This is a genomic window from Pseudonocardia sp. NPDC049154 (assembly GCF_040648315.1).
Taxonomy (GTDB): domain Bacteria; phylum Actinomycetota; class Actinomycetes; order Mycobacteriales; family Pseudonocardiaceae; genus Pseudonocardia.
Genome location: NZ_JBEZDN010000019.1, coordinates 1 through 20620 on the forward strand (window position 1 = coordinate 1; position 20620 = coordinate 20620).

19 protein-coding genes and 1 pseudogene are annotated in these 20620 nt (G+C 74.1%); 13 read left to right on the plus strand and 7 right to left on the minus strand.

All coding sequences use genetic code 11. The features are described from left to right. The 4 genes and pseudogenes from AB0B41_RS12640 to AB0B41_RS12655 all read right to left on the minus strand — a co-directional run. Positions 1-1361: pseudogene (locus tag AB0B41_RS12640) on the minus strand (hypothetical protein); the annotation flags it as partial. Between the two features lie 193 nt (positions 1362-1554). Then, positions 1555-2919 carry a diacylglycerol kinase family protein gene (locus AB0B41_RS12645; protein ID WP_358202169.1) on the minus strand — a complete coding sequence of 455 codons (1365 nt, stop codon included), beginning with the start codon at positions 2917-2919 and terminating at the stop codon, positions 1555-1557. 13 nt (positions 2920-2932) lie between these two features. Further along, positions 2933-3187 (minus strand): hypothetical protein, encoded by a 255-nt coding sequence (locus tag AB0B41_RS12650; RefSeq protein ID WP_358202172.1) that lies wholly within the window; start codon positions 3185-3187, stop codon positions 2933-2935. Between the two features lie 15 nt (positions 3188-3202). Then, the gene (locus tag AB0B41_RS12655; RefSeq protein WP_358202174.1) at positions 3203-3703 is read right to left on the minus strand and encodes a DUF1269 domain-containing protein; all 501 of its coding nucleotides are present in this window, start codon (positions 3701-3703) and stop codon (positions 3203-3205) included. A 104-nt stretch (positions 3704-3807) separates the two neighbouring features. Between AB0B41_RS12655 and AB0B41_RS12660 the strand changes: the two genes are divergently transcribed. From AB0B41_RS12660 to AB0B41_RS12685, 6 genes are all read left to right on the plus strand, one after another. Next, complete coding sequence (locus AB0B41_RS12660) at positions 3808-4818, plus strand: aldo/keto reductase family protein (protein ID WP_358202177.1); 1011 nt, start codon at positions 3808-3810, stop codon at positions 4816-4818. Next, entirely contained in the window at positions 4818-5597 is a 780-nt protein-coding gene (locus AB0B41_RS12665) for an SDR family oxidoreductase (RefSeq protein WP_358202179.1), read from the plus strand. The genes AB0B41_RS12660 and AB0B41_RS12665 overlap by 1 nt, the downstream gene beginning before the upstream one ends. 223 nt (positions 5598-5820) lie before the next feature. Further along, positions 5821-6483 carry an NAD(P)-binding domain-containing protein gene (locus AB0B41_RS12670; protein WP_358202183.1) on the plus strand — a complete coding sequence of 221 codons (663 nt, stop codon included), beginning with the start codon at positions 5821-5823 and terminating at the stop codon, positions 6481-6483. 154 nt (positions 6484-6637) lie between these two features. After that, complete coding sequence (locus AB0B41_RS12675) at positions 6638-7108, plus strand: Lsr2 family protein (RefSeq protein ID WP_358202185.1); 471 nt, start codon at positions 6638-6640, stop codon at positions 7106-7108. Between the two features lie 123 nt (positions 7109-7231). Continuing rightward, the gene (locus tag AB0B41_RS12680) at positions 7232-8281 is read left to right on the plus strand and encodes an NAD-dependent epimerase/dehydratase family protein (RefSeq protein WP_358202188.1); all 1050 of its coding nucleotides are present in this window, start codon (positions 7232-7234) and stop codon (positions 8279-8281) included. Then, positions 8278-8997: a DUF1990 family protein gene (locus AB0B41_RS12685; protein WP_358202190.1), complete on the plus strand. Its 720-nt coding sequence runs from the start codon at positions 8278-8280 to the stop codon at positions 8995-8997. The genes AB0B41_RS12680 and AB0B41_RS12685 overlap by 4 nt, the downstream gene beginning before the upstream one ends. A gap of 21 nt (positions 8998-9018) precedes the next feature. On the opposite strand, the gene AB0B41_RS12690 is transcribed toward AB0B41_RS12685, so the two are convergent. Continuing rightward, positions 9019-9870, minus strand: a complete 852-nt coding sequence (locus AB0B41_RS12690) for an SDR family oxidoreductase (protein WP_358202193.1) — start codon at positions 9868-9870, stop codon at positions 9019-9021. 88 nt (positions 9871-9958) lie between these two features. Between AB0B41_RS12690 and AB0B41_RS12695 the strand changes: the two genes are divergently transcribed. Then, positions 9959-10369: a helix-turn-helix domain-containing protein gene (locus AB0B41_RS12695; protein WP_358202195.1), complete on the plus strand. Its 411-nt coding sequence runs from the start codon at positions 9959-9961 to the stop codon at positions 10367-10369. A gap of 7 nt (positions 10370-10376) precedes the next feature. On the opposite strand, the gene AB0B41_RS12700 is transcribed toward AB0B41_RS12695, so the two are convergent. Then, a complete protein-coding gene (locus tag AB0B41_RS12700) occupies positions 10377-12767 on the minus strand; it encodes a LuxR C-terminal-related transcriptional regulator (RefSeq protein WP_358202197.1) in 2391 nt (796 codons plus the stop codon). A gap of 257 nt (positions 12768-13024) precedes the next feature. Here AB0B41_RS12700 and AB0B41_RS12705 point away from each other — a divergent pair, with 257 nt between their 5' ends. Further along, complete coding sequence (locus AB0B41_RS12705) at positions 13025-14686, plus strand: NAD(P)/FAD-dependent oxidoreductase (protein ID WP_358202199.1); 1662 nt, start codon at positions 13025-13027, stop codon at positions 14684-14686. Positions 14687-14697: 11 nt separating this feature from the next. Further along, entirely contained in the window at positions 14698-15618 is a 921-nt protein-coding gene (locus AB0B41_RS12710) for an alpha/beta hydrolase (RefSeq protein ID WP_358202202.1), read from the plus strand. A 4-nt stretch (positions 15619-15622) separates the two neighbouring features. Here AB0B41_RS12710 and AB0B41_RS12715 read toward each other — a convergent pair whose 3' ends face one another. Then, positions 15623-16432, minus strand: coding sequence for an IclR family transcriptional regulator C-terminal domain-containing protein (locus AB0B41_RS12715; protein ID WP_358202204.1), 810 nt, complete (start codon positions 16430-16432; stop codon positions 15623-15625). A gap of 138 nt (positions 16433-16570) precedes the next feature. Between AB0B41_RS12715 and AB0B41_RS12720 the strand changes: the two genes are divergently transcribed. The 4 genes from AB0B41_RS12720 (at position 16571) to AB0B41_RS12735 (ending at position 20489) form a co-directional block, all read left to right on the plus strand. After that, positions 16571-17134: a flavin reductase family protein gene (locus AB0B41_RS12720; protein ID WP_358202206.1), complete on the plus strand. Its 564-nt coding sequence runs from the start codon at positions 16571-16573 to the stop codon at positions 17132-17134. 44 nt (positions 17135-17178) lie between these two features. Beyond that, positions 17179-18747 carry a 4-hydroxyphenylacetate 3-hydroxylase N-terminal domain-containing protein gene (locus AB0B41_RS12725; protein ID WP_358202209.1) on the plus strand — a complete coding sequence of 523 codons (1569 nt, stop codon included), beginning with the start codon at positions 17179-17181 and terminating at the stop codon, positions 18745-18747. A gap of 3 nt (positions 18748-18750) precedes the next feature. Beyond that, complete coding sequence (catA, locus tag AB0B41_RS12730; RefSeq protein WP_358202211.1) at positions 18751-19617, plus strand: catechol 1,2-dioxygenase; 867 nt, start codon at positions 18751-18753, stop codon at positions 19615-19617. A 77-nt stretch (positions 19618-19694) separates the two neighbouring features. Beyond that, positions 19695-20489, plus strand: a complete 795-nt coding sequence (locus tag AB0B41_RS12735; protein WP_358202213.1) for an adenylyltransferase/cytidyltransferase family protein — start codon at positions 19695-19697, stop codon at positions 20487-20489. Positions 20490-20620: the final 131 nt, after the last annotated feature.

The following is a 20620-nucleotide window of genomic DNA, read 5'->3' on the forward strand; positions in this document are numbered from 1 at the left end:
CCACCTAGATCTTTTATTTTTTTTGTCTCTTGTTTACTTAGTGTGGATATCCGTCGCCGCCGCCGGCCCCCCCGCGGCCCCGGGGGCCCGCACGACCCGACCGCCGCCGTGCGGGCGAGCGCGGCGAGCGCCGCCAGCCCGGGCTCACGGGCGAGGCCGACCTCGCCGACGGTGTCCAAGGCGCGGCGCAGGGGGCGGTGCCGGCCGGAGAGCAGCAGGGCGGGACCGGCGTCGCGCAGGATCTCGGTGGCGACGAGCGCGTCCCCGCTGCGGGCGGCGTGCTCGGCCGCGGCGTCGGGCCGGCCGGCGGCCGCGTACCAGCGCGCGGTGGCGGCCTCGAGCCGCGCCGGCGTCCCGGCCGCGTACCGGCGCAGCTCCCCGACCAGGTGGTCGCGCAGCAGCGGCTCCACCCGGTGGACCTCCCGGCCGCGGCCCGCGGCGCGCACGAGGCCCGTCCGGTGCTCGACGGCGTCGAGCACCCCGCCGGCGTCGGCCCGGCCGGTGAGGACCGCGGCGAGCCCGGTCGGCACCGGGTTGACCACCCCGACCCGGCGCAGCACGTCGAGCTCGGTCTCGTCGAGGCCGGCGAGCGCCTCGCCCTCGAGGTAGTCGGCGACCAGCGGGTGCTCGCCGGAGAAGCCCTGCGCGGCCTGGGGGTCGGTCGGGTCGGCGCAGGCCGCGGCGGCCAGCCGCACGGCGGCCGGCCAGCCCGCGGTGCGCGCGTGCAGCACCGTGACCTCGGCCGGCGTCAGCCCCGGCGCCACGGCGCGGAGCAGGTCCTCGGCCTCGTACGGGGTGAACCGCAGCAGGTCCGGGCCGATCTCGCGGAGCCGCCGCGCCACCCGCAGCCGGGCGAGGCCGAGCGGCGGCTCGCCCCGGTCGCACAGCACGACGGCCAGGTCCGGCCGCCGGTCGCGGAGGAAGGTGCGCAGCCCGTGCAGGCTGGCGGCGCCGGTCAGCTCGCCGACGTCGTCGAGCACCAGGCGCGGCGGTCGCGGCAGGACGTCGAGCGCGGCGGTCAGCGCGGCCAGGAACTCCGGGCCTCCGGCCGCGGGCCACCCGTGCCCGTCCCGCAGGCGGCTGGACGGCGGGACGGTGGGGCACCGGGCGAGGGAGGCCAGGACGGCGGACCAGAGCCGGCGCGGGTCCTCGTCCTCGGCGTCGAGCCGCACCCACGCCGTCCCGGGCCCCGGGCTCGCCCGCACCCAGTCCGACACGGCCAGCGTCTTGCCGAAGCCCGCCGGCCCGCGGACCAGGCCCACGTCGACGATCCGGTCGAGCGCCGCCCGCACCGCGGCCCGCGGGACGAGCTGCGGCGGAGGGGCGGGAACTCGAATCTTCGCCTCGGGCACCGGATGCATGGACGTCACCCCCGCGCAGGCCGGCACGCTTCTCGACCGGCGATGTCGGTCCATGCTGGACCGGCCGGTTCCGGCACGGCGCCCAGCGACGGGCCCCGGCACGGCGGGACGAAGGTCCCCCTTCAGGACCTTCCCCGGAGGAGCGGACGGCTCCGAACGGCCCAGTTCCGCGCGGTTCGTCCGGTTCGTCCGCTCAGCCGGGTCGTCGTTGCGCGGAATGCCCGCGGAGCACGCGGACCATGCCCGCGATCGCCTCGCCCGGGCCCGCCGGCGCCACGGCCGCGGGGGCCGCGCCCGGTGACTCGACGGGCACGCGCACGCGCAGCGCCCCGGGCAGCACGCGGAACCGCAGCGGGGGCGGCAGCCGCAGCGCCTCGCCGTCGACACCGACCTCGACCAGCGGTTTGTCGGAGTCGACCTCGAACTCCGGCGCGCTCCACTGCCGGTACCCGTGGAAGGAGCGCAGCCGCCCGGTCGCCTGCGCGGCCAGCATCTCGGTGACGTCCCGGCCCTTCTGCACCCGCACGGTGACGAGGCCGAGCACCCCGCCGTCGAGCCGCGCCCGGGTGCCGAAGCCGTCGAGCCGGTCCAACCGGTAGTCGCCGTTGGACACGAGCACCATGGCCACCGATCCGTCGACCTCGCCGTCCGGGCCGCGGAAGCGCAGGTGCGAGCCCTCGGCATCGGGTCCGAGCAGGTCGGGAGCCATGCGGGCGGTCGTCGCGAGCTTGGCGTCGCGATAGCCCTCGGACTGCACCACGCCCGCGTACACGCCGAGCGAGGCGTTGTTGACGAACACCCGGTCGCCCAGCACGGCCAGGTCGATGCGCCGCTCCAGGGCCGGCCCGAACGCGTCGAGCGCGACCACGACGTCCTCGCGGTCGAGGCCGAGGTCGAGTGCGAAGTGGTTGCGGGTGCCCGCCGGGATCACGACCAGCGGCACGTCGTGCTGCCGGGCGACGTCCGCGACCAGGGCCTGGGACCCGTCGCCACCGGCCATGCCCAGCACGTCGGCCCCCTCGGCGACCGCCGCCTCGGCGAGCGCCCGCAGGTCGTCGCCCGGCTCGAGGACGACGGGGGTGACGCCGCGCCGCAGGGCCTCCTCCTCGAGCCCGAACCGGGCGACCTTCCCGCCGCCCGAGCGCGGGTTCATGAGCAGCACCCCGTGCCCGGCCGCCGGGACGGACTTCATCCCCGACGGCTCGGGCACGAGGTCGCGGCCGAGGGCGACCCGGGCGAGGCTCGCCGCGACCAGGACCAGGACGACGACGGCCACGGTGCGCAGCAGCGACGCCGTCACCACCAGCAGGACCACGCCGACGAGGGCCAGCACCGCGACCGTGGAGGCCGCGATCCGCCACGCCCCGCGCCGCACGAGCGCGGTCCAGCCCGCGGCGACCGCCAGGCCCACCAGGATCGGGGCCGCGACGACCCGTAGCGGGTCCTGCAGGAGTGCCAGGATCACAACCACGACCGCGGCGATCGCCGCCAGCAACGCGCCCGCGGCCGCGAGCCGCCGCCCCGCGCCAGGTCGTGCGCCCTCTGCGGTCCCGGCCATGACCGGCCTCCCGTCATTCCACGAACCAGATCTCGGCCAGGTCGGCCGCGACCAGGCCGCGCTCGGCGGCGATCCGCTCCAGCGCCTCGGCGAGCATCGAGGAGAGGACCACCACCGTCTCCGTGAGGCCGGGTTCGCCGGCCTCGGCCAGCACCGCGGCGGCCACGGCGCGGGCCCGTTCGGTGCCCTGCTCGGCGTTGACGTCGTCCGACAGCACGGCCAGCACCGCCTCGAACGCCCACACCCGGGCCTGTGGCGGGGAGACCACGCCGAACACCTCGTCTCAGACGGCTTCGTGCTCCTCGACGAAGACCTCTCGCAGCTTCTGCTCCTGCTCGTGGGAGAGGTTCGTCGAGATCAGCTCGGCCTGCGTGCCGCGGAACTCGTCGAGCACCTTGTCCTGCACGACGCGCGAGGTCATGAGGAACAGCGCCGAGGTGCCGGGGGTGACCTTCTCGCGGACCTCCTTGATGAAGCGGTCGTCGATGCCGACGTCCGACATGGAGCCCGCGAGGGCGCCCATCGCCGCACCGACCGCCATGCCCAGCAGCGGGACGAAGAACAGCAGGCCGAACAACAGGCCCCAGAAGCTCCCGCCCAGCGCACCCGCGCCCTTCATGCTGTGCAGCTGCTCGGTCTTCGGCTTCTTGCGGTCCTCGGGCCACGAGACGAGTGCCGCGTCCTCGAGCGTCAGCAGCTCCTGCTTCTGCAGCCGTTCCACCAGGTCCAACGCGCGCCGCGCGCCGCCGGGGTCGTCGAACTTCCAGACGGTCAGGGTCGCCATGGATCCGCCTCTCCTCGATGTCGTCGGAAGAGCGACTGTCGTGGCCGCCGCCGGACCGGGCCTCACCCGCGGGGGGCGAACCTCGGCGGGTGCACGATGGGGCCATGCACTTCCGCCACCTCGGCCGCTCCGGCATGCAGATCTCCGAGATCACCTACGGCAACTGGCTGACGCACGGGTCGCAGGTCGAGAACGACGTCGCGACGCAGTGCGTGCGCGCCGCCCTCGAGCACGGGATCACCAGCTTCGACACCGCCGACGTCTATGCCAACGGGCGCGCGGAGGAGGTCCTCGGCGCCGCGCTCAAGGGCGAGCGGCGCGAGTCGCTGGAGATCTTCACCAAGGTCTACTGGCCGGTGGGACCGCGCGGGAAGAACGACCAGGGGCTGTCCCGGAAGCACGTCCTCGAGGGCATCGACGGGAGCCTGCGCCGGCTCGGGACGGACTACGTCGACCTCTACCAGGCCCACCGCTACGACCGGTTCACCCCGCTCGAGGAGACGATGCAGGCGTTCGCCGACGTCGTGCGGGCGGGCAAGGCGCTCTACATCGGCGTCAGCGAGTGGACGGCCGACCAGATCCGCCGCGCCCACGCCCTGGCCGTCGACCTCGGGATCTCCCTGGTCTCCAGCCAGCCGCAGTACTCGATGCTGTGGCGGATCGTCGAGGACGAGGTCGTGCCCACCTCCGAGGAGCTGGGGATCGGGCAGATCGTGTGGTCGCCGATCGCGCAGGGCGTGCTCACCGGCAAGTACCTGCCCGGCGAGGCCTGGCCCGAGGGCTCGCGCGCCACGGACGAGAAGGGCGGCGGCGACGCGATCAAGCGGTTCCTCGCCGACGACACCCTCGCCCGGGTGCAGAAGCTGCGGCCGATCGCCGGCGACCTCGGGCTGACGATGGCCCAGCTCGCCGTGGCGTGGGTGCTGCAGAACCGCAACGTCTCCGCCGCCCTGGTCGGCGCCTCCCGGCCGGAGCAGGTGGAGGAGAACGTGAAGGCCGCGGGCGTGCGCATCCCGGCCGACGCGATGGCCGCGATCGACGATGTCCTCGGCGAGGCCGTCACCCGCGATCCCGCGCTGGTCGCGCGCTCCACGCCGAAGCGGCGGCCCGTCTGATGGACCTGGGGATCGCGGGCCGCAGCGCCGTCGTCTGCGCCTCCACCCGGGGGCTCGGCCGGGCGTGCGCCGAGGAGCTGGCCCGGGCCGGGTGCACCGTCGTCGTCAACGGTCGGGAGCAGGCCGCCGCCGAGAAGGCCGCGGCCGAGATCGCCGCCGCGACCGGGGCCGAGGTGATCCCGGTGGGGGCGGACCTCGACACGCCCGACGGGCCGGACCGGCTGCTCGCCGCGGTGCCGCAGGTCGACGTTCTGGTCAACAACAACGCCGGGCCGCCCTTCCGGGACTTCCGCGAGGTCGACGAGCAGGCGCTGCTGGCCGGCGTCCGGTCCAACATGGCCACGCCGATCCGGCTGGTCCAGGCCGTCGTCGACGGGATGGTGGAGCGGAGGTTCGGCCGGATCGTCAACATCACCTCGGGCTCGGTGAAGATGCCGCTGGCCGGGCTCGACCTGTCCAGCGGCGCCCGGGCCGGCCTGACCGGGTTCCTCGCCGGCGTCGCGCGGTCGGTGGCGCACGCGAACGTCACGATCAACTTCATGCTGCCCGGCTCCTTCGCCACCGACCGGCTCGCGGCCGGGCAGAAGGTGGCGGCCGAGCAGCAGGGCGTCGGCGTGGAGGAGATCGCGGCCGACGGGCGCGCGACGATCCCCGCGCGCCGGTTCGGCGAGCCCGTGGAGTTCGGCGCCGCCTGCGCCTTCCTCTGCTCCGCACAGGCAGGCTTCATCACGGGCCAGAGCCTGCTGATCGACGGCGGCGCCTACCCCGGAGTGCTGTAGGAGGCACCGCCGTTCCTGATCGTCGGGAGTGGAGCGGGATCCGCGCTGAGCGCGGGTTCCGCTCCACGACCGCTGATCATGACCCGTCCTGCGGGTCGCGTCGGAGCGGTTGCTGCACCGCAACCCCTTCCCGTGGGCGCCGCCTGCCGATGTCCGAGGCCTCCGGAGTCGCCTGGGTCACATCCCGGGAATGGTGATCCAGGCCGCCCCGGTTGCCGCGGACATGAGGATCGGAATCATCGGGGCGGGGTACATCGGCGGCACGTTGACGCGGCGGCTCACCGCGCTGGGGCACGAGGTGCGGGTGGCGAACTCCCGCGCCCCGGAGACCCTGGCGGAGCTGGCCGCGGAGACGGGTGCGACGCCGGTGTGGGCCCGTGAGGCGGCGGTCGACGCGGACGTCGTGATCGTCAGCATCCCGCAGAAGAACACCCCGGACCTCGAGCCCGGCATCGTCTCCTCGGCGAAGCCGGGGGCGCCCGTGATCGAGACGAACAACTACTACCCGCAGCAGCGCGACGGCCGGATCGACGCGCTCGAGGACGGCACCCCCGAGAGCGTGTGGGTGGCCGGGCTGCTCGGCACGCCGGTGTACAAGGTGTTCAACGGCATCTACTGGAAGCACCTGCTCGAGCGGGGGAACCCGCGCGGCACCGAGGGCCGGATCGCGCTGCCGATCGCGGGTGCGGACGGCCCGGGCAAGGACACCGTCTTCGCACTCGTCGACGAGCTCGGCTTCGACCCGGTCGACGGTGGTTCGCTCGAGGAGTCGTGGCGTCAGCAGCCGGGCACCCCGGTGTACGGCAAGGATTACGACGTCGAGCGCACCCGCAAGGCCCTCGCCGAGGCCACCCGCGAACGCCCGGAGGAGTTCCGCGCCGCCTGACCGCGCCGGTTCGCGGGTCGCACACAACCGCGGAACGCGCGCGGAATGGCACTCGCGGTGCACGAATCACCACTCCCGCGTGACCGTCCTCGACTTTTCGGGGAATCCGTGGAGAATCGGGGCAACCCGCGAGTACGGCGATCGGACGTGAACGATGGCGAAGATAACGAATATCACCCTGGTGGACGACCTCGACGGCGGACAGGCGGACGAAACGGTCACGTTCACGCTGGACGGCAAGGAATTCGAGATCGACCTGAGCGCGAAGCACGCGTCGGAGCTCCGGGAGGCGTTCGCGCCGTTCGTGAGCGCCGCGCGCCGGTCCTCGTCCGGCCCCGGGCGCAGGAACTACGCTCGGGTTCCCTCCTCCCCGGGCAAGACCCGTGAGGAGAACGCCGCCATTCGTGAGTGGGCGGTCTCGGCCGGGTTCCAGGTCTCCGAGCGGGGCCGTATCCCGTCGAACGTGCTCGAGGCGTACGGGAATCGCGGCACCGCGGCTCCGGCACCGGAACCCGCGCCCGAACCGACGCAGGAAGCCACCTCGGAAGCCAGTGCGGAACCGCAGGCGGAATCCGAGGCGAAGCCGAAGCGGCGCACCCGCAAGAAGGTCGCCGCGGCGAGCTGAGGAACGGCGCCCGGGAACGCACCGAATGAAGGGCCTCCGACCGCGGGTCGGAGGCCCTTCCGCGTGCGGGGGTTGAGCGGCCCCGTACCGGTAATGCCCTTCCGGACGAGGGAAGGGAGCACGATGCCGGAGCGAGCAGGAGCGTCCGAGCGCACCGTGGTGGTGGTCGGCGCGTCGGGCAATGTCGGGACCGGGCTGCTGCGGGTGCTGAAGGACGTGCCCGACGTGCGGGTGCGCGCGGTGTGCCGGCGGCCGCCGCCGCCCGTCCCGCCCTACGACGAGGCCGAGTGGCACACGATCGACCTCACGACGGCGGACGCCGAGCGGCGGCTGACCGACGTGTTCACCGGCGCCGACGCCGTCGTCGACCTCGCGTGGGCCATCCAGCCGGTGCGCGACGAGGCGGCACTGCGGCGCACGAACGTCGACGGCACCGCGGCCCTGCTGCGCGCGGTCCGGCGGTCCGGGGTCGGCCATCTGGCGTTCGCGTCGTCGCTCGGGGCCTACGCGTCCGCCCCGCAGGACCCGGCCCGGCCGGTCGACGAGAGCTGGCCGGTCACGGGGCAGCCGCGCTCGGCGTACAGCCGCGACAAGATCATCGCCGAGCGGATGCTCGACGCGTTCGAGCGGGACAATCCCGGTGTGGCCGTCGCGCGGGTCCGCCCGACACTGGTGGTGCAGCGCGAGGCCTCGCGCGAGATGGCCCGGCTCTTCCTCGGCCCGATCGTGCCGCGGGCGTCGTTCGGGCTGCTCGCCGCCGGCAAGGTGCCGCTGTTGCCGGTCCCGAGCGACACCGTCCTGCAGTTCGTGCACGCCGACGACCTCGGCCGGGCGATCGTCGCGATCCTCGACCGCCGGGCGCGGGGCGCGTTCAACATCGCCGCCGACGCCCTCGACGCGCACGAGCTCACCGCACTGGTCGGCGCGCGGCCGATCCCCCTGCCGCACGACCTGGCGCGGATCGTGATCGGCCTGCTGTTCCGGCTGCACGCGCTCGCGCTGTCCCCGGGCTGGTTCGACGTCGCCGTCCGCACGCCGGTGATGGACACCGGCCGGGCCCGGCTGGAGCTCGGCTGGGAGCCGAAGGTCGGCACCGCGGAGAGCGTCCGGATCCTGCTCGACGGCCTGATCGACGACGCCACCACCCTGAGCCCCGCGCTCGCCGTCGGATGAACGGTCTGCTCGCCGTCGTCGAGGGGCTGCGGGAGCGCGCGGTCACGGACGACCCGGAGGCGGAGGCCGGCTGGACGGTCGACGAGCACGTGCACGAGCTGGGGACCGAAAGGCCGGGTGAGCCCGTACCGGACGGGATCTGGGAGCGGGCGACGGCGCTGGTGCGGGACTACGACTTCACGCCGCCCGAGCTCCTGCGCGCGGCGTACCTGCGCGACTCGGAGCTGCTCGGCCGGGACATCCTGCTCGACGGGCGGTTCGGCCCGCTGCGCTTCCTCATGGGCGTGCGGATCACCGAGGTGGTCGACCGCGCCGACGAGGACGGCTGGCGGATCTGGGGCTGGGCCTACGCGACGCTCGACGGGCACCTGCAGCGCGGGCAGGTGCTGTACCGGGTGGCCAAGCACCGGGCGTCCGGACGGGTCGAGTTCCGGGCGAGCGTGCGCTGGAAGCCCGATCCCCGGCTCGGCCCGGTCTTCGGGCTCGGCTGGGGTCTGTTCGGGCGGCGCAGCCAGCTGCGCTTCTACCGGCGGATCGGCGAGCGGGTGCGGGAGCGGGCGGTCCTGGAGCCGCCCGGGCGGCGCACCTCGGGAACGGGCCCGCTGGTGCTGGTCCCCGGCGACGCCCGCCCGGACCCGTGGGACCACGCGCGCCTCCGCGTCGCCCACCCCGTCCGCGGGCGACGGCTCCTGCCGCCGGCGGCCGACCGGACCTGACGACCGGCCGCCGGACGGGTCTCAGAGCGCGGCGCGCACCACGTCGGCCACCGGGGTGAGCGGGCGGCCGAGCAGCTCGGGCAGGTCGGTGCTCTCGATGTCGAGGTCCCCGCGGGCGATGCTCTCGTCGAGCGCGACCACGAACCCGGCCGTGCCCTCGTCGAGCCCCGCGCCGGTGAGGATGCCGGTCAGCTCGGCGGGGCTCACCGGCCGGTACTCGACCTCCCGGCCGCTGACCTCGGTGATCGTGCCCGCGAGCTCTTTGAACGTGAACGGTGTGCCGGCCAGCTCGTAGGTCCGGCCCGCGTGGTTCTCCCCGGTCAGCACGACCGCGGCGGCCTCGGCGTAGTCGCGGCGCGCGGCCCCGGCGACCCGCCCCTCCCCGGCCGCGGCGACGATCGCGCCGCGGGAGAGATAGTCGGCGAGCTGCGCGGTGTAGTTCTCGACGTACCAGTTGTTGCGCAGCAGCGTGTGCGGCACGCCGGAGGCGGCGAGCAGCTCCTCGGTGGCCTTGTGCTCGGGCGCGAGCGGGCTGCCGGTGGTGTCGGCGCGCGTGATGCCGGTGTACGCGATCAGGCCGACGCCGGCCTCCTTCGCCGCGTCGATCACGTTGCCGTGCTGCTCCGTCCGCTTGCCGACCTCGTTGCCCGAGACCAGCAGCAGCCGGTCGACGCCGGCGAGCGCGCTCCGCAGCGTCTCCGGCTGCGCGTAGTCGGCCGTCCGGACCTGGACGCCGCGGGCGGCGAGCGCCGCCTTCGCCGGGTCCCGGACGACCGCGATGACGTCCCCGGCCGGGGCGCCCTTCTCGAGCAGGGCCTCGATCGCCAGGGCGCCGAGGTGGCCGGTCGCTCCCGTGACTGCGTAGGTGGTCATGTGCCGTCGCCTCCTGAGTGGTGTGCGCTTCGATAGTACTAACTATTCGTAAGCGCAGTTGTTCCCGTCAGCGCGGTATCCTGAGAGCGTGACCACGCGAGTCCCGGACCCGGCAGCCGCCTGCGCCCCGTCCGACGAGCTCGTGACCACGGTGTTCGCCCGTCACTGCGCGTCGCGCACGGCGCTGGAGGAGATCGGGAGCAAGTGGGGCATCCTCGCGCTGCTGGCCCTCGGCGAGGGCGCCTACCGCTTCAACGCCCTGCGCCGCCGGGTCGACGGCGTGAGCGAGCGGATGCTGTCGCAGACGCTGCAGACCCTCGAGCGGGACGGGCTGGTCACCCGCGAGGTGCACAGCACGATCCCGCCGCGGGTCGAGTACTCACTGACCGGCCTCGGCGAGAAGGTGGCCGACAGCCTGCGCGGCCTCGCGGACCTGCTCGAGGGGTCGGTCGCGGAGATGTCCGCGGCCCGCGCGCGCTACGACGCCCGCACCGACTGACAACCGGTCAGGAGGACGCCCGGGCGGCCGAGGCCGCGAGCCACGAGGCGATCTGGGTGCGGGAGGTGAAGTCCAGCTTCCGCAGGATGCGCTCCACGTGCCCGTCGACCGTGCGCGGGGAGATCGTGAGCTCCCGGGCGATCGCCTTGTTGCTCAGCCCCGCGGCGATCAGCGCGGCGATCTCGTTCTCCCGCGAGGTCAGCGGCGAGGCCGGCGGCGAGGTGAGCGGCGAGGCCGTAGGCCCCGGACCGGCCGGCGCCCGGCCCGGCCCGCCGCGCACCCCGAGCTCGATCCCGAGCCGCACGGCCTCCTGCAGGCCGACCCGGCCGTACCCGGCACGGAGCTCCGCCGCCCGCGCCACGCCCAGCTCGCGGTCCACCAACCCGGCGTGGCGCCGGGCCTCCGCACCGGCGTGCGGGCCGAAGGCGTCGAGCGAGGTGCCGAGGCGCCGCCACACCGAGCCCGAGATGCCGGACAGCGCGGCGGCGTCGGCCGCCCGCCCCCCGGCCGCCACGATCCACGAGCACACCTCGATGCACAGCGCGGTGCACACACCGTCGCGGAAGTCCTGCTCGATCCGCATCGTCCGGGCCACGGCCTCCTCGGCCCGCGGGAGGTCGCCGAGGTGAAGGTGGCTGATCGCGGCGACCCAGTGGGCGTACCCGCGGTTCCACGACTCGCCGTCCGCCGACGCCCGCTCGACCACCGCCGCGCAGGTCCGCAACGCCTCCGCGGGCCGGCCGGCGTAGGTCTGGGCCATCGCGAGCTGGAAGGCGGCGGTGAGCTCGGAGCCGACGTCGCCGACTTCCCGGTGGATCGCGATCGCGCGCTCGTAGAGCCGGGCGGCCGCCGGCAGGTCGCCCTCGAACAGGTCCAGCAGGGCCCGCCAGTGCGCCGCGTGCCCCTGCATGGCGCGGTCCGGGAGGGCGTCCGCGATCCCGGTGCACTCGGCCAGGTAGGTCCGCGCGACGGCCCGGTCGCCCTGGATCAGCGCGACCCATGCGGCGGCCCACAGCGCGTGGCCGCGTTCGGGCAGGCCGGGGTCGAGCCGCTCGAGCAGGCGTTCCAGCCAGCGCCGCCCGTAGGTCAGGAAGCCGCCCGCGATCCAGTGGTAGCGCAGCAGCACGGCCAGCCGGGCACCCGCGGGCGCCTCGCCGGGGGTGTCGACGGACCAGGCGAGCGCGGCGATCAGGTTGGGGTGGTCCTCGCGCAACCGCGCCAGGTCGGCGGCCTGGTGCGGGCCGCACCAGCGCGCCACGGAGCTGCGGGCCCGGTCGATGAAGTGGTCGCGGTGCCGCCGCCGGACCACGCCCTCCTCGCCCGAGCCCGCGAGCAGCTCCGCCCCGTACTCGCGCAGGGTGACGAACTGGCGGTAGCGCAGCCGCTCCCCGTCCCGGTCCGCGACCACGGCGGACTTGCCGACGAGCCCGTCGAGCGCGTCGAGCAGGCGGTCCGCCGTCAGCTCGCCGAACCCGCACACGCCCTCGACGGTCTCCAGGTCCACGGCCGCCGGGAACACGGAGAGCCGGGCCCACAGCAGCCGTTCGTCCGGGCCGCACAGGTCGTGGCTCCAGTCGATCAGCGCGCGCAGCGACCGCTGCCGCGGGTCGACGGCGGGGTCCGAGCCCGCGAGCCGGGGGAAGCGCCGGTCGAGCCGCTCCACCACCTGCGACACGGACAACGACCGCAGCCGGACGGCGGCGAGCTCGATCGCGAGCGGCAGCCCGTCGAGCCGCCGGCACAGGGCGACGACGGCGGCCCGGTTCTCGGGGGTCACCGCGAAGTCCGGGAGCACCGCGCGGGCCCGGTCGACCAGCAGGCGTACCGCCGGGACGTGCTCCAGGGACGAGTCGCCCTCGGCGTCGGACTCCTCGGGGACGGCCAGTGGCGCGAGCAGGTGGACCTGCTCGCCGCGGACGCCCAGGGGCTCCCGGCTGGTGGCGAGCACGGTGAGCCCGGGCAGGGCGTCGAGCAGCCGGACGATCAGCAGGGCGCTGGCCTCGAGCTGGTGCTCGCAGTTGTCCACCACGAGTAGCGCCGCCGCGCCCGAGAGGTGGTCCACGACCCGGTCCACGGCGTCGCGGTTGGACTGGTCCGGCACCCCGAGCGCGGTGGCGACGGCCGGGGCCACCTGCGTGGGGTCGGTGACGCTGGCGAGCTCCACCACGAGCACGCCGTCGGGGAAGTCCGCGGCCTCGGCCACGGCGAGGGCCGTGCGTGTCTTGCCGACCCCGCCGGGCCCGGTGACGGTGACCAGGCGGCCGGCGTGCAGCTCGGCGTGCAACCGGTCCACCGCCAGACGGCGGCCGACGAAGCTGGTCAGCCGCGTGACCGCCGGTCGCAGACCCCGTCCCCGGAGGGCGGCGGGAACCCGCGCGTCCCCGACGACGTCCGCCATGACGCCTCCTGACCGTCGCGCTACGGGGATCACGAGCATCGCACGGAGGGACGCCCGGACGGGGGCACCCGCGCCCGGACGGGTGTACCCGGGTGGCCACCCCACGGGGTGTGCCGCCGGAGTGGGGTGATCTCGCGCTGTCGGGGCCCGCCCTGCCCCCGCCACTCTCGGCGGCAGCGCCCACCCCGCCCGACCAGGGCCTGCGCCCCCGGCGGACGGAGGCGCCCACCCGAACCCATCCAAGGAGGCTGGATCCCGTGGTGACTTCCCCTGCCCCGGACACGCGCGACGCGATCGTCGTCGGAGCCGGGTTCGCCGGCCTGTACGCGGTGCACGTCCTGCGCGACGACCTGGGTCTCGACGTGATCGCGTTCGACGCCGCCGGCGACGTCGGCGGCACGTGGTACTGGAACCGCTACCCCGGCGCCCGCGTGGACATCGAGAGCGTCCACTACTCGTACTCGTTCGACGACGACCTCCAGCAGGAGTGGCACTGGAGCGAGCGGTTCTGCGCCCAGCCGGAGATCCTGCGCTACCTCGAGCACGTGGCCGAGCGCTTCGACCTGCGCCGCAGCATCCGGTTCCGGACCCGGATCACCTCGCTCACCTGGGACGACGGTGCGTCGCTGTGGACGGCCACCACCGACACCGGCGAGACCCACCGCGCCCGGTACGTGATCTCCGGCGCAGGCACGCTCTCGGTCCCGAAGAAGCCGGAGTTCCCGGGGATCGAGGACTTCGCGGGCGAGGTGTACACGACCGGCAACTGGCCGCACGAGGAGGTCTCCTTCGCGGGTAGGCGGGTCGGGATCGTCGGGGTCGGCTCGTCGGGCATCCAGGCCATCAGCGAGATCGCGAAGACCGCCGGGCGCCTGACCGTGCTGCAGCGCACGCCGAACTACGCCACCCCCATCGGCAACCACCCGACGGACCCGGCGCAGGAGGCCGCGGAGAAGGCCGGGTACGCCGCGATCCGCGCCGCCTCCCGCGACCACTTCCTCGGCGTCCCGTACTCGGACGTGCAGCCCTCGGCCCTGGCGGTGACGCCCGAGGAGCGGCGGCGGGTGTTCGACGACCGGTGGGACCGCGGCGGGTTCCGCCTGTTCATCGACTCCTTCGGCGACATCCTGTTCGACCGGGCGGCCAACGACACGGTCGCGGAGTACATCCGGGACCGCATCCACGAGCGCGTCGACGACCCCGCGGTCGCCGACCTGCTGGCCCCCGAGGGCTATCCGTACGGCACGAAGCGCCCTCCGCTGGAGACCGACTACTACGAGGCGTACAACCGGCCGACGGTCAGCCTCGTCGACGTCCGCACGAACCCGATCGACGCCGTCACCCCGCGCGGGGTCCGGCTCGCCGACGGCACCGAGCACGAGTTCGACGTCCTCGTCCTGGCCACCGGGTTCGACGCCTGCACCGGGCCGCTGCTCGCGATGGGCGTCACCGGCCGGGACGGGCTGCGCCTCGCCGACCACTGGGCCGACGGGCCGCGCACCTACCTCGGCCTGATGGCCGCCGGCTTCCCGAACCTCTTCATGATCACCGGTCCGCAGAGCCCGTCGGTCCTCTACAACATGCCGCTCGCGATCGAGGACCACGTCGACTTCACCGCCGACGCCCTCCGACACCTCCGCGCGACCGGGCGGGCGGTCGTCGAGCCCACCGCCGAGGCGGAGGAGGAGTGGGTCGCCCACACCGAGGAACTGGCCCGGGCGACCCTCCTGCCCGACTCCCCCACCTCCTGGTACATGGGCCGCAACGTGCCGGGGAAGCCGCGCCGGGTCCTGGTCTACCTGGGCGGGGCGCCGGCCTACCGCGCGAAGTGCGACGAGGTCGTCGCGCGGGGGTACGAGGGGTTCCGGCTGTCCGCCGGCGCCGACCACACCGCCGACCGCGCGGTCGCGCAGGCCTGAGAGGACCGACGATGCCTCTCGACCCCGCCGTCGCCGCCCTGCTCGACGGGCTCGCCCGCACCGGCTTCCGCTCCTTCGAGACGATCGGGGTGGATGCCACCCGGCAGGCCGTCGACTCGTTCACGGCGCTGCAGAAGCCGCCGCGCGAGGTCGCGGCCGTCGCCGACGTGTCCTACGGCCCCGATCCCGCCCACCGCGCTCGGGTCTACGTGCCGCCGGGCACCGGGCCGTTCCCCGTGGTGGTGCACGTGCACGGCGGCGGGTTCGTCGCCGGCGGCCTCGACGTCGTCGACGAACCCGCCCGTGCCCTCGCCCTGGACGCCTCGGCCGTGGTCGTGTCGGTGACCTACCGGCGCGCCCCCGAGGCGCGGTTCCCCGCGGCGCACGACGACGTCGTGGTCGCCCTGCGCTGGACCGCGAAGGAGATCGCCGCGCACGGCGGCGACCCCGACCGGATCGCGGTCATGGGCGACAGCGCCGGCGCGAACCTCGCCGCGGCCGCGGTCCTGCGGGCGCGCGACGACGGCGAGCCCCCGGTGCGCTCCCAGGCGCTGCTGTACCCCCTGGTCTCCCCGACCGCCGACACCGCCTCGCGGCGGGAGTTCGCCGAGGGCTACCTGATCCATCTCGACGCGCTCGCCTGGTTCGGCGCGCAGTACGTGCGCGGACCCGCCGATCTCGCCGACCCGCGGCTGGCCCTCGACACCGGCGACCTGGCCGGGCTGCCGCCGACGCTGGTCGTGACCGCCGAGTTCGACACGCTCCGGGACGAGGGCGAGGCGTTCGCGGCGCAGCTGCGGGCGGCCGGGGTCCCGGTCACCACCCGCCGGGTCGAGGGGCTCGTGCACGCGCTCTACTGGGCCTCCGCCGCGGTGCCCCGCAGCGCCGAGATCCACGCCGCCGTCGTCGCGCACCTGCGGACGACGCTGTGAGCGTCTAGAAGAACCCGTCCCGCACGACGGGCGGGGTCCGCGGCGACCAGCCCAGCTCGGTCGAGATCGCGGTGGCGGTCTCGACCAGCAGGGGCACGGTCTCCTCGCGGAGGCGCTCCGGGGCGAGCCGGCCGGCCGACGTCGAGGAGGCCAGGGCGGCGACCACGGCGCCGGTCCGGTCCCGCACGGGCGCCGACGCGGAGAGCAGCCCCTCCTCCAGCTCGCCGTCGACCATCGACCAGCCCTGCCCGCGGACCTCGGAGAGCGCCATCCGTAGCTCGGCCGGGTCGGTGATCGTCCGCGAGGTGTGGGCGCGCAGCGGCGCCTCCTCGAGGAAGCGGGTGATGCGGGCCGGGCCCGCCCAGGCGAGCAGCACCCGGCCCATGGACGTGGCGTGGGCCGGGACGCGGGAGCCGACCGCCACGTTGATGTTCATGATCCGCCGCACCGGCACGCGCGCGACGTACACGGCGTCGAACTCGTCGAGCTCGGCCAGCGAGGCGGACTCGCCGGTGCGTTCGGCCAGCCGGAGCAGGTGCGGCTGGGCGAGCTCGATGCGGGCGTTGGTGGCGGTGTAGTGCTGCCCGATGGTGAGCACCCGCGGGGTCAGCGACCAGCGGGTTCCGTGGTTCTCGACGTAGCCGAGCCGCTGCAGCGTGAGCAGCAGGCGGCGCACGGCGGGGCGGGAGAGCCCGGTCTTCGCGGCCAGCTCGGCGAGGGTCGGGGTGGTCATCTCCTCGTCGAAGGCGAGCAGCACCGCGAAGCCCCGTTCGAGGCTCTGGACGTAGTCCCGTTCGGTGCCTTCCGCACTCACAGGTCCCCATCCTTCCGTACCGCTCTCGGGAACGAGGGCTTGACCGCCCGACGTGTCCTGAGGCACTCTCCAACCCGTTGAACGCAAAGCGTGCAGCTTGTACGCAGAGCGTACGCCCACCGCACAGGGAGGTGCGCGATGACGGTTCCGCCCCGGGAACTGCGCAACGCCTTCGGCCGGTTCGCCACTGGTGTCACCGTGGTGACCTGCCGGAACGACGAGGGGACCCCGCACGGTGCCACGGTGAACGCCTTCACCGCGGTGTCGCTCGAACCGGCGCTGTGCCAGGTGACGCTGACCCGGAAGTCTCGGGCGTGCGGCTACCTGGACGGGGCGCCGTTCGCGGTCAACGTGCTCGGGTCCGGCCAGCTCGACACCGCGTGGCACTTCGCCGGCCGCCCGGCCGACCCGGGCCCCGAGTGGGCCGACGGCCCCACCGCGCCGGTGCTCGTCGGCTCGGCCGCCGTGTACTCCTGCCGCCCCTGGCGGACCTACGACGGCGGCGACCACCTGATCGTCGTCGGCGAGGTCGAGCACATCGACGTCGCCGACTCCGAGCCGCTGCTCTTCTACGCCGGCGCCTTCCGGGAGATCGGCCCGAAGGAGACCGGCACCCACTGGGGCGGCTCGCTCGACTGTCCCGAGGCCGGATGGTTCGACGCCTCGACGACCTTCACCCCGCTGCCCTCGCACGCCGCCTGACCCCCTCAGCCCGACCCGTTTTCACCGCAGAAGAAGGGCCAGACATGACGCTCCAGCAGGACCGCACCGAGGCCGTCGCTCCCACCGCGACCGCCCCCATGACCGGCGACGAGTACATCTCCTCCATCCAGGACGGCCGGGAGGTGTGGGTCTACGGCGAGCGCGTGAAGGACGTGACCACCCACCCCGCCTTCCGCAACCCGGTCCGGATGACCGCGCGGCTCTACGACGCCCTGCACGACCCGGCCACCCGCGACAAGCTGACCGTGCCGACGGACACCGGCAACGGGGGCGTCACCCACCCGTTCTTCCGTTCCCCGCACTCGGTCGACGACCTGCTGGCCGACCGCCGCGCCATCGAGACCTGGTCGCGGATGACCTACGGCTGGATGGGCCGCTCCCCCGACTACAAGGCCAGCTTCCTCGGCACCCTGGGCGCGAACAGCGAGTTCTACGCGCCGTTCGAGGACAACGCGCGGCGCTGGTACCAGGAGTCGCAGGAGAAGGTCCTGTACTGGAACCACGCCATCATCAACCCGCCGGTCGACCGGAACCTCCCGCCGGACGAGGTCGGCGACGTGTTCATGAAGGTCGAGAAGGAGACCGACGCCGGCCTGATCGTGTCCGGCGCGAAGGTCGTCGCCACCGGTTCGGCCATCACGAACTACAACTTCATCGCGCACTACGGGCTGCCGATCAAGAAGAAGGAGTTCGCGCTCATCTGCACGGTGCCGATGGACGCGCCGGGCATCAAGCTGATCTGCCGCACCTCCTACACCCAGCAGGCCGCGGTGATGGGCAGCCCGTTCGACTACCCGCTCTCCTCGCGCATGGACGAGAACGACACGATCTTCGTGTTCGACAAGGTCCTGGTGCCGTGGGAGAACGTCTTCCTCTACGGCGACATCGAGAAGATCAACGGCTTCTTCCCGGTCTCCGGGTTCATCCCGCGCTTCACCTTCCACGGCTGCATCCGGCTCGCCACCAAGATCGACTTCATCGCGGGTCTGCTGCTCAAGGCCCTGGAGATCACCGGCAGCAAGGACTTCCGCGGCGTGCAGACCCGCGTCGGCGAGGTGGTGGGCTGGCGCAACACGTTCTTCGCGCTCGCCGACGCCATGGCCCGCAACCCCGACGAGTGGACCAACGGCGCGCTGCTGCCCAAGCTCGACTACGGCCTGACCTACCGGATGCTCATGATCCAGGCCTACCCGCGGATCAAGGAGATCATCGAGTCCGACGTCGCGTCGGGCCTGATCTACCTCAACTCGCACTCCATCGACTTCAAGACCCCCGAGGTGCGGCCGTACCTGGACAAGTACGTCCGCGGGTCGAACGGCTACGAGGCCGTGGACCGGGTCAAGGTCATGAAGGCGCTGTGGGACGCGGTCGGCTCGGAGTTCGGCGGACGCCACGAGCTCTACGAGCGCAACTACTCCGGCAACCACGAGAACGTGAAGGCCGAGCTGCTCTTCGCCGCCGAGGCCCAGGGCACCACCGCGCACATGAAGGGCCTGGCCGAGCAGTGCCTGGCCGAGTACGACCTCGACGGCTGGACCGTCCCCGACCTCATCGGCAACGACGACGTCTCCTTCCTGAAGAACCGGGGCTGAGCCATGACCACCACTCCTGATCTGGCCACGCAGCCCTCTCCCACCGCGGCGGGCTCCGGCGCCAACGCCTCCGAGGCCTTCCGCGCCAGCAGCGAGCGCCGCGGCTCGGCGGCCACCTCCACGGAGCGCGCCGACCGCGTCATCCGCCGCACGCTGGAGGCGATCCACCAGGTCATCCGCGAGGAGGAGGTGACCTACCCCGAGTTCCAGGCCGTGAAGCGCTGGCTCATGGACGTCGGCGAGGGCGGCGAGTGGCCGCTGTTCCTCGACGTGTTCGTCGAGCACGAGGTCGAGAAGGTCGCCGCCAGGACCCAGCACGGCAGCGCCGGCACCATCGAGGGCCCGTACTACCTGCCCGGCCAGCAGCGGCTCGGCCCGGTCGCCACCCTGCCGATGCGCGCGGACGAGAAGGGCGAGAAGCTCGTCTTCTCCGGCCAGGTCCGCGACCTCGACGGCCGCCCGCTCGCCGGCGCCGAGGTCGACTTCTGGCAGGCCGACGCGGACGGCTACTACTCCGGTTTCGCGCCGCACCTGCCCGACGGCAACCTCCGCGGCCTGATCGTCACGGACGACGAGGGCCGCTTCGCGATCACCACGATCAAGCCCGCGCCGTACCAGATCCCCACGGACGGCCCGACGGGGGCGATGATCGCCGCCGCCGGCTGGCACCCGTGGCGGCCCGCCCACCTGCACCTGATGGTGCGGGCCGAGGGGCACCGCCAGATCACCACCCAGCTCTACTTCGCCGGTGGCGAGTGGCTCGACTCCGACGTCGCCTCCGCGACCAAGGACGAGCTCGTCCTCGACCCCCGGCAGCAGTCCGACGGCAGCTGGACGACGGTCTACGACTTCGTCCTCGAGCCCGCCTGAGGTCCGTCCGATCCGGTGTCCACCCGGCCCCGCGTGCCCGGGGCCGGGCGGGACCGCCGTCCGGGAAGGAGACCGCCATGACGGTCACGCTCGAACGACCCCCGACCGGGAACGCGTCTACGACCGTGTCCGGCGGGTACTGGCGCGGCCTCGACGAGGTCCCCTGGTGGTGGGGACGGTCCGTGGTCACCCTCGGGGTGTTCGACGGGCTGCACCGCGGGCACGCCCGGCTGCTCGACCGGGCGGTCGGGCTGGGGCGGCGCCGCGGGCTCCCGGTCGTGCTCACCACCTTCGACCCGCACCCGGCGACCGTGGCGGGTCCCGCCCGCGACACCACCCCGGTCGTCACCCTGGAGCGGCGTGCCGAGCTGGCCCGCGCGCATGGCGCCGACGCCGTGCTCGTGCTGCCGTTCGACGGCGAGGTCGCCCGCACCCCGGCCGTCGACTTCGCACGGGACGTACTGGTCCGCGCCCTGCGCGCCACCGACGTCGTCGTCGGGGAGAACTTCCGCTTCGGGCACCGCGGGGCCGGCGACGTCCGGCTGCTCCGCCGGCTCGGCGCCCGGCACGACTTCACCGCGCACGGTGTCCCGCTGCTGCCCGGCTGCTCGTCCACCCGCGTCCGCGCGCTCGTCGCGGCGGGGGACCTCCTCGGGGCCCGGAACGTCCTCGGCCGCCCGCACCGGGTGCTCGCCCTGGCCGACGGACCCCGGCTGACGGTTCCCGCGGACGTGGCGTTGCCGCCCGCCGGCCGCTACCGGGCCCGCGTCGGCGCCACCTCGACGGTGGTCGAGGTGCGGGGCCGGACGCTGCTGGTCGCCGGTCGCCCGCAGGGGATGGTCGCCGTGGACCTCCTCGAGCGGATCCCGTGACGTGAACCTCGATCCGTAACGGCTCCCGCCGCGGCCCGACAAGCAGAGGGCCCACGGAAGGGGAACGCGTGTCGGAGACCCGAGCCGCCGGCGGGCGCCCCGCCGGACACCTCGACCGGGTGCGGCAGCCG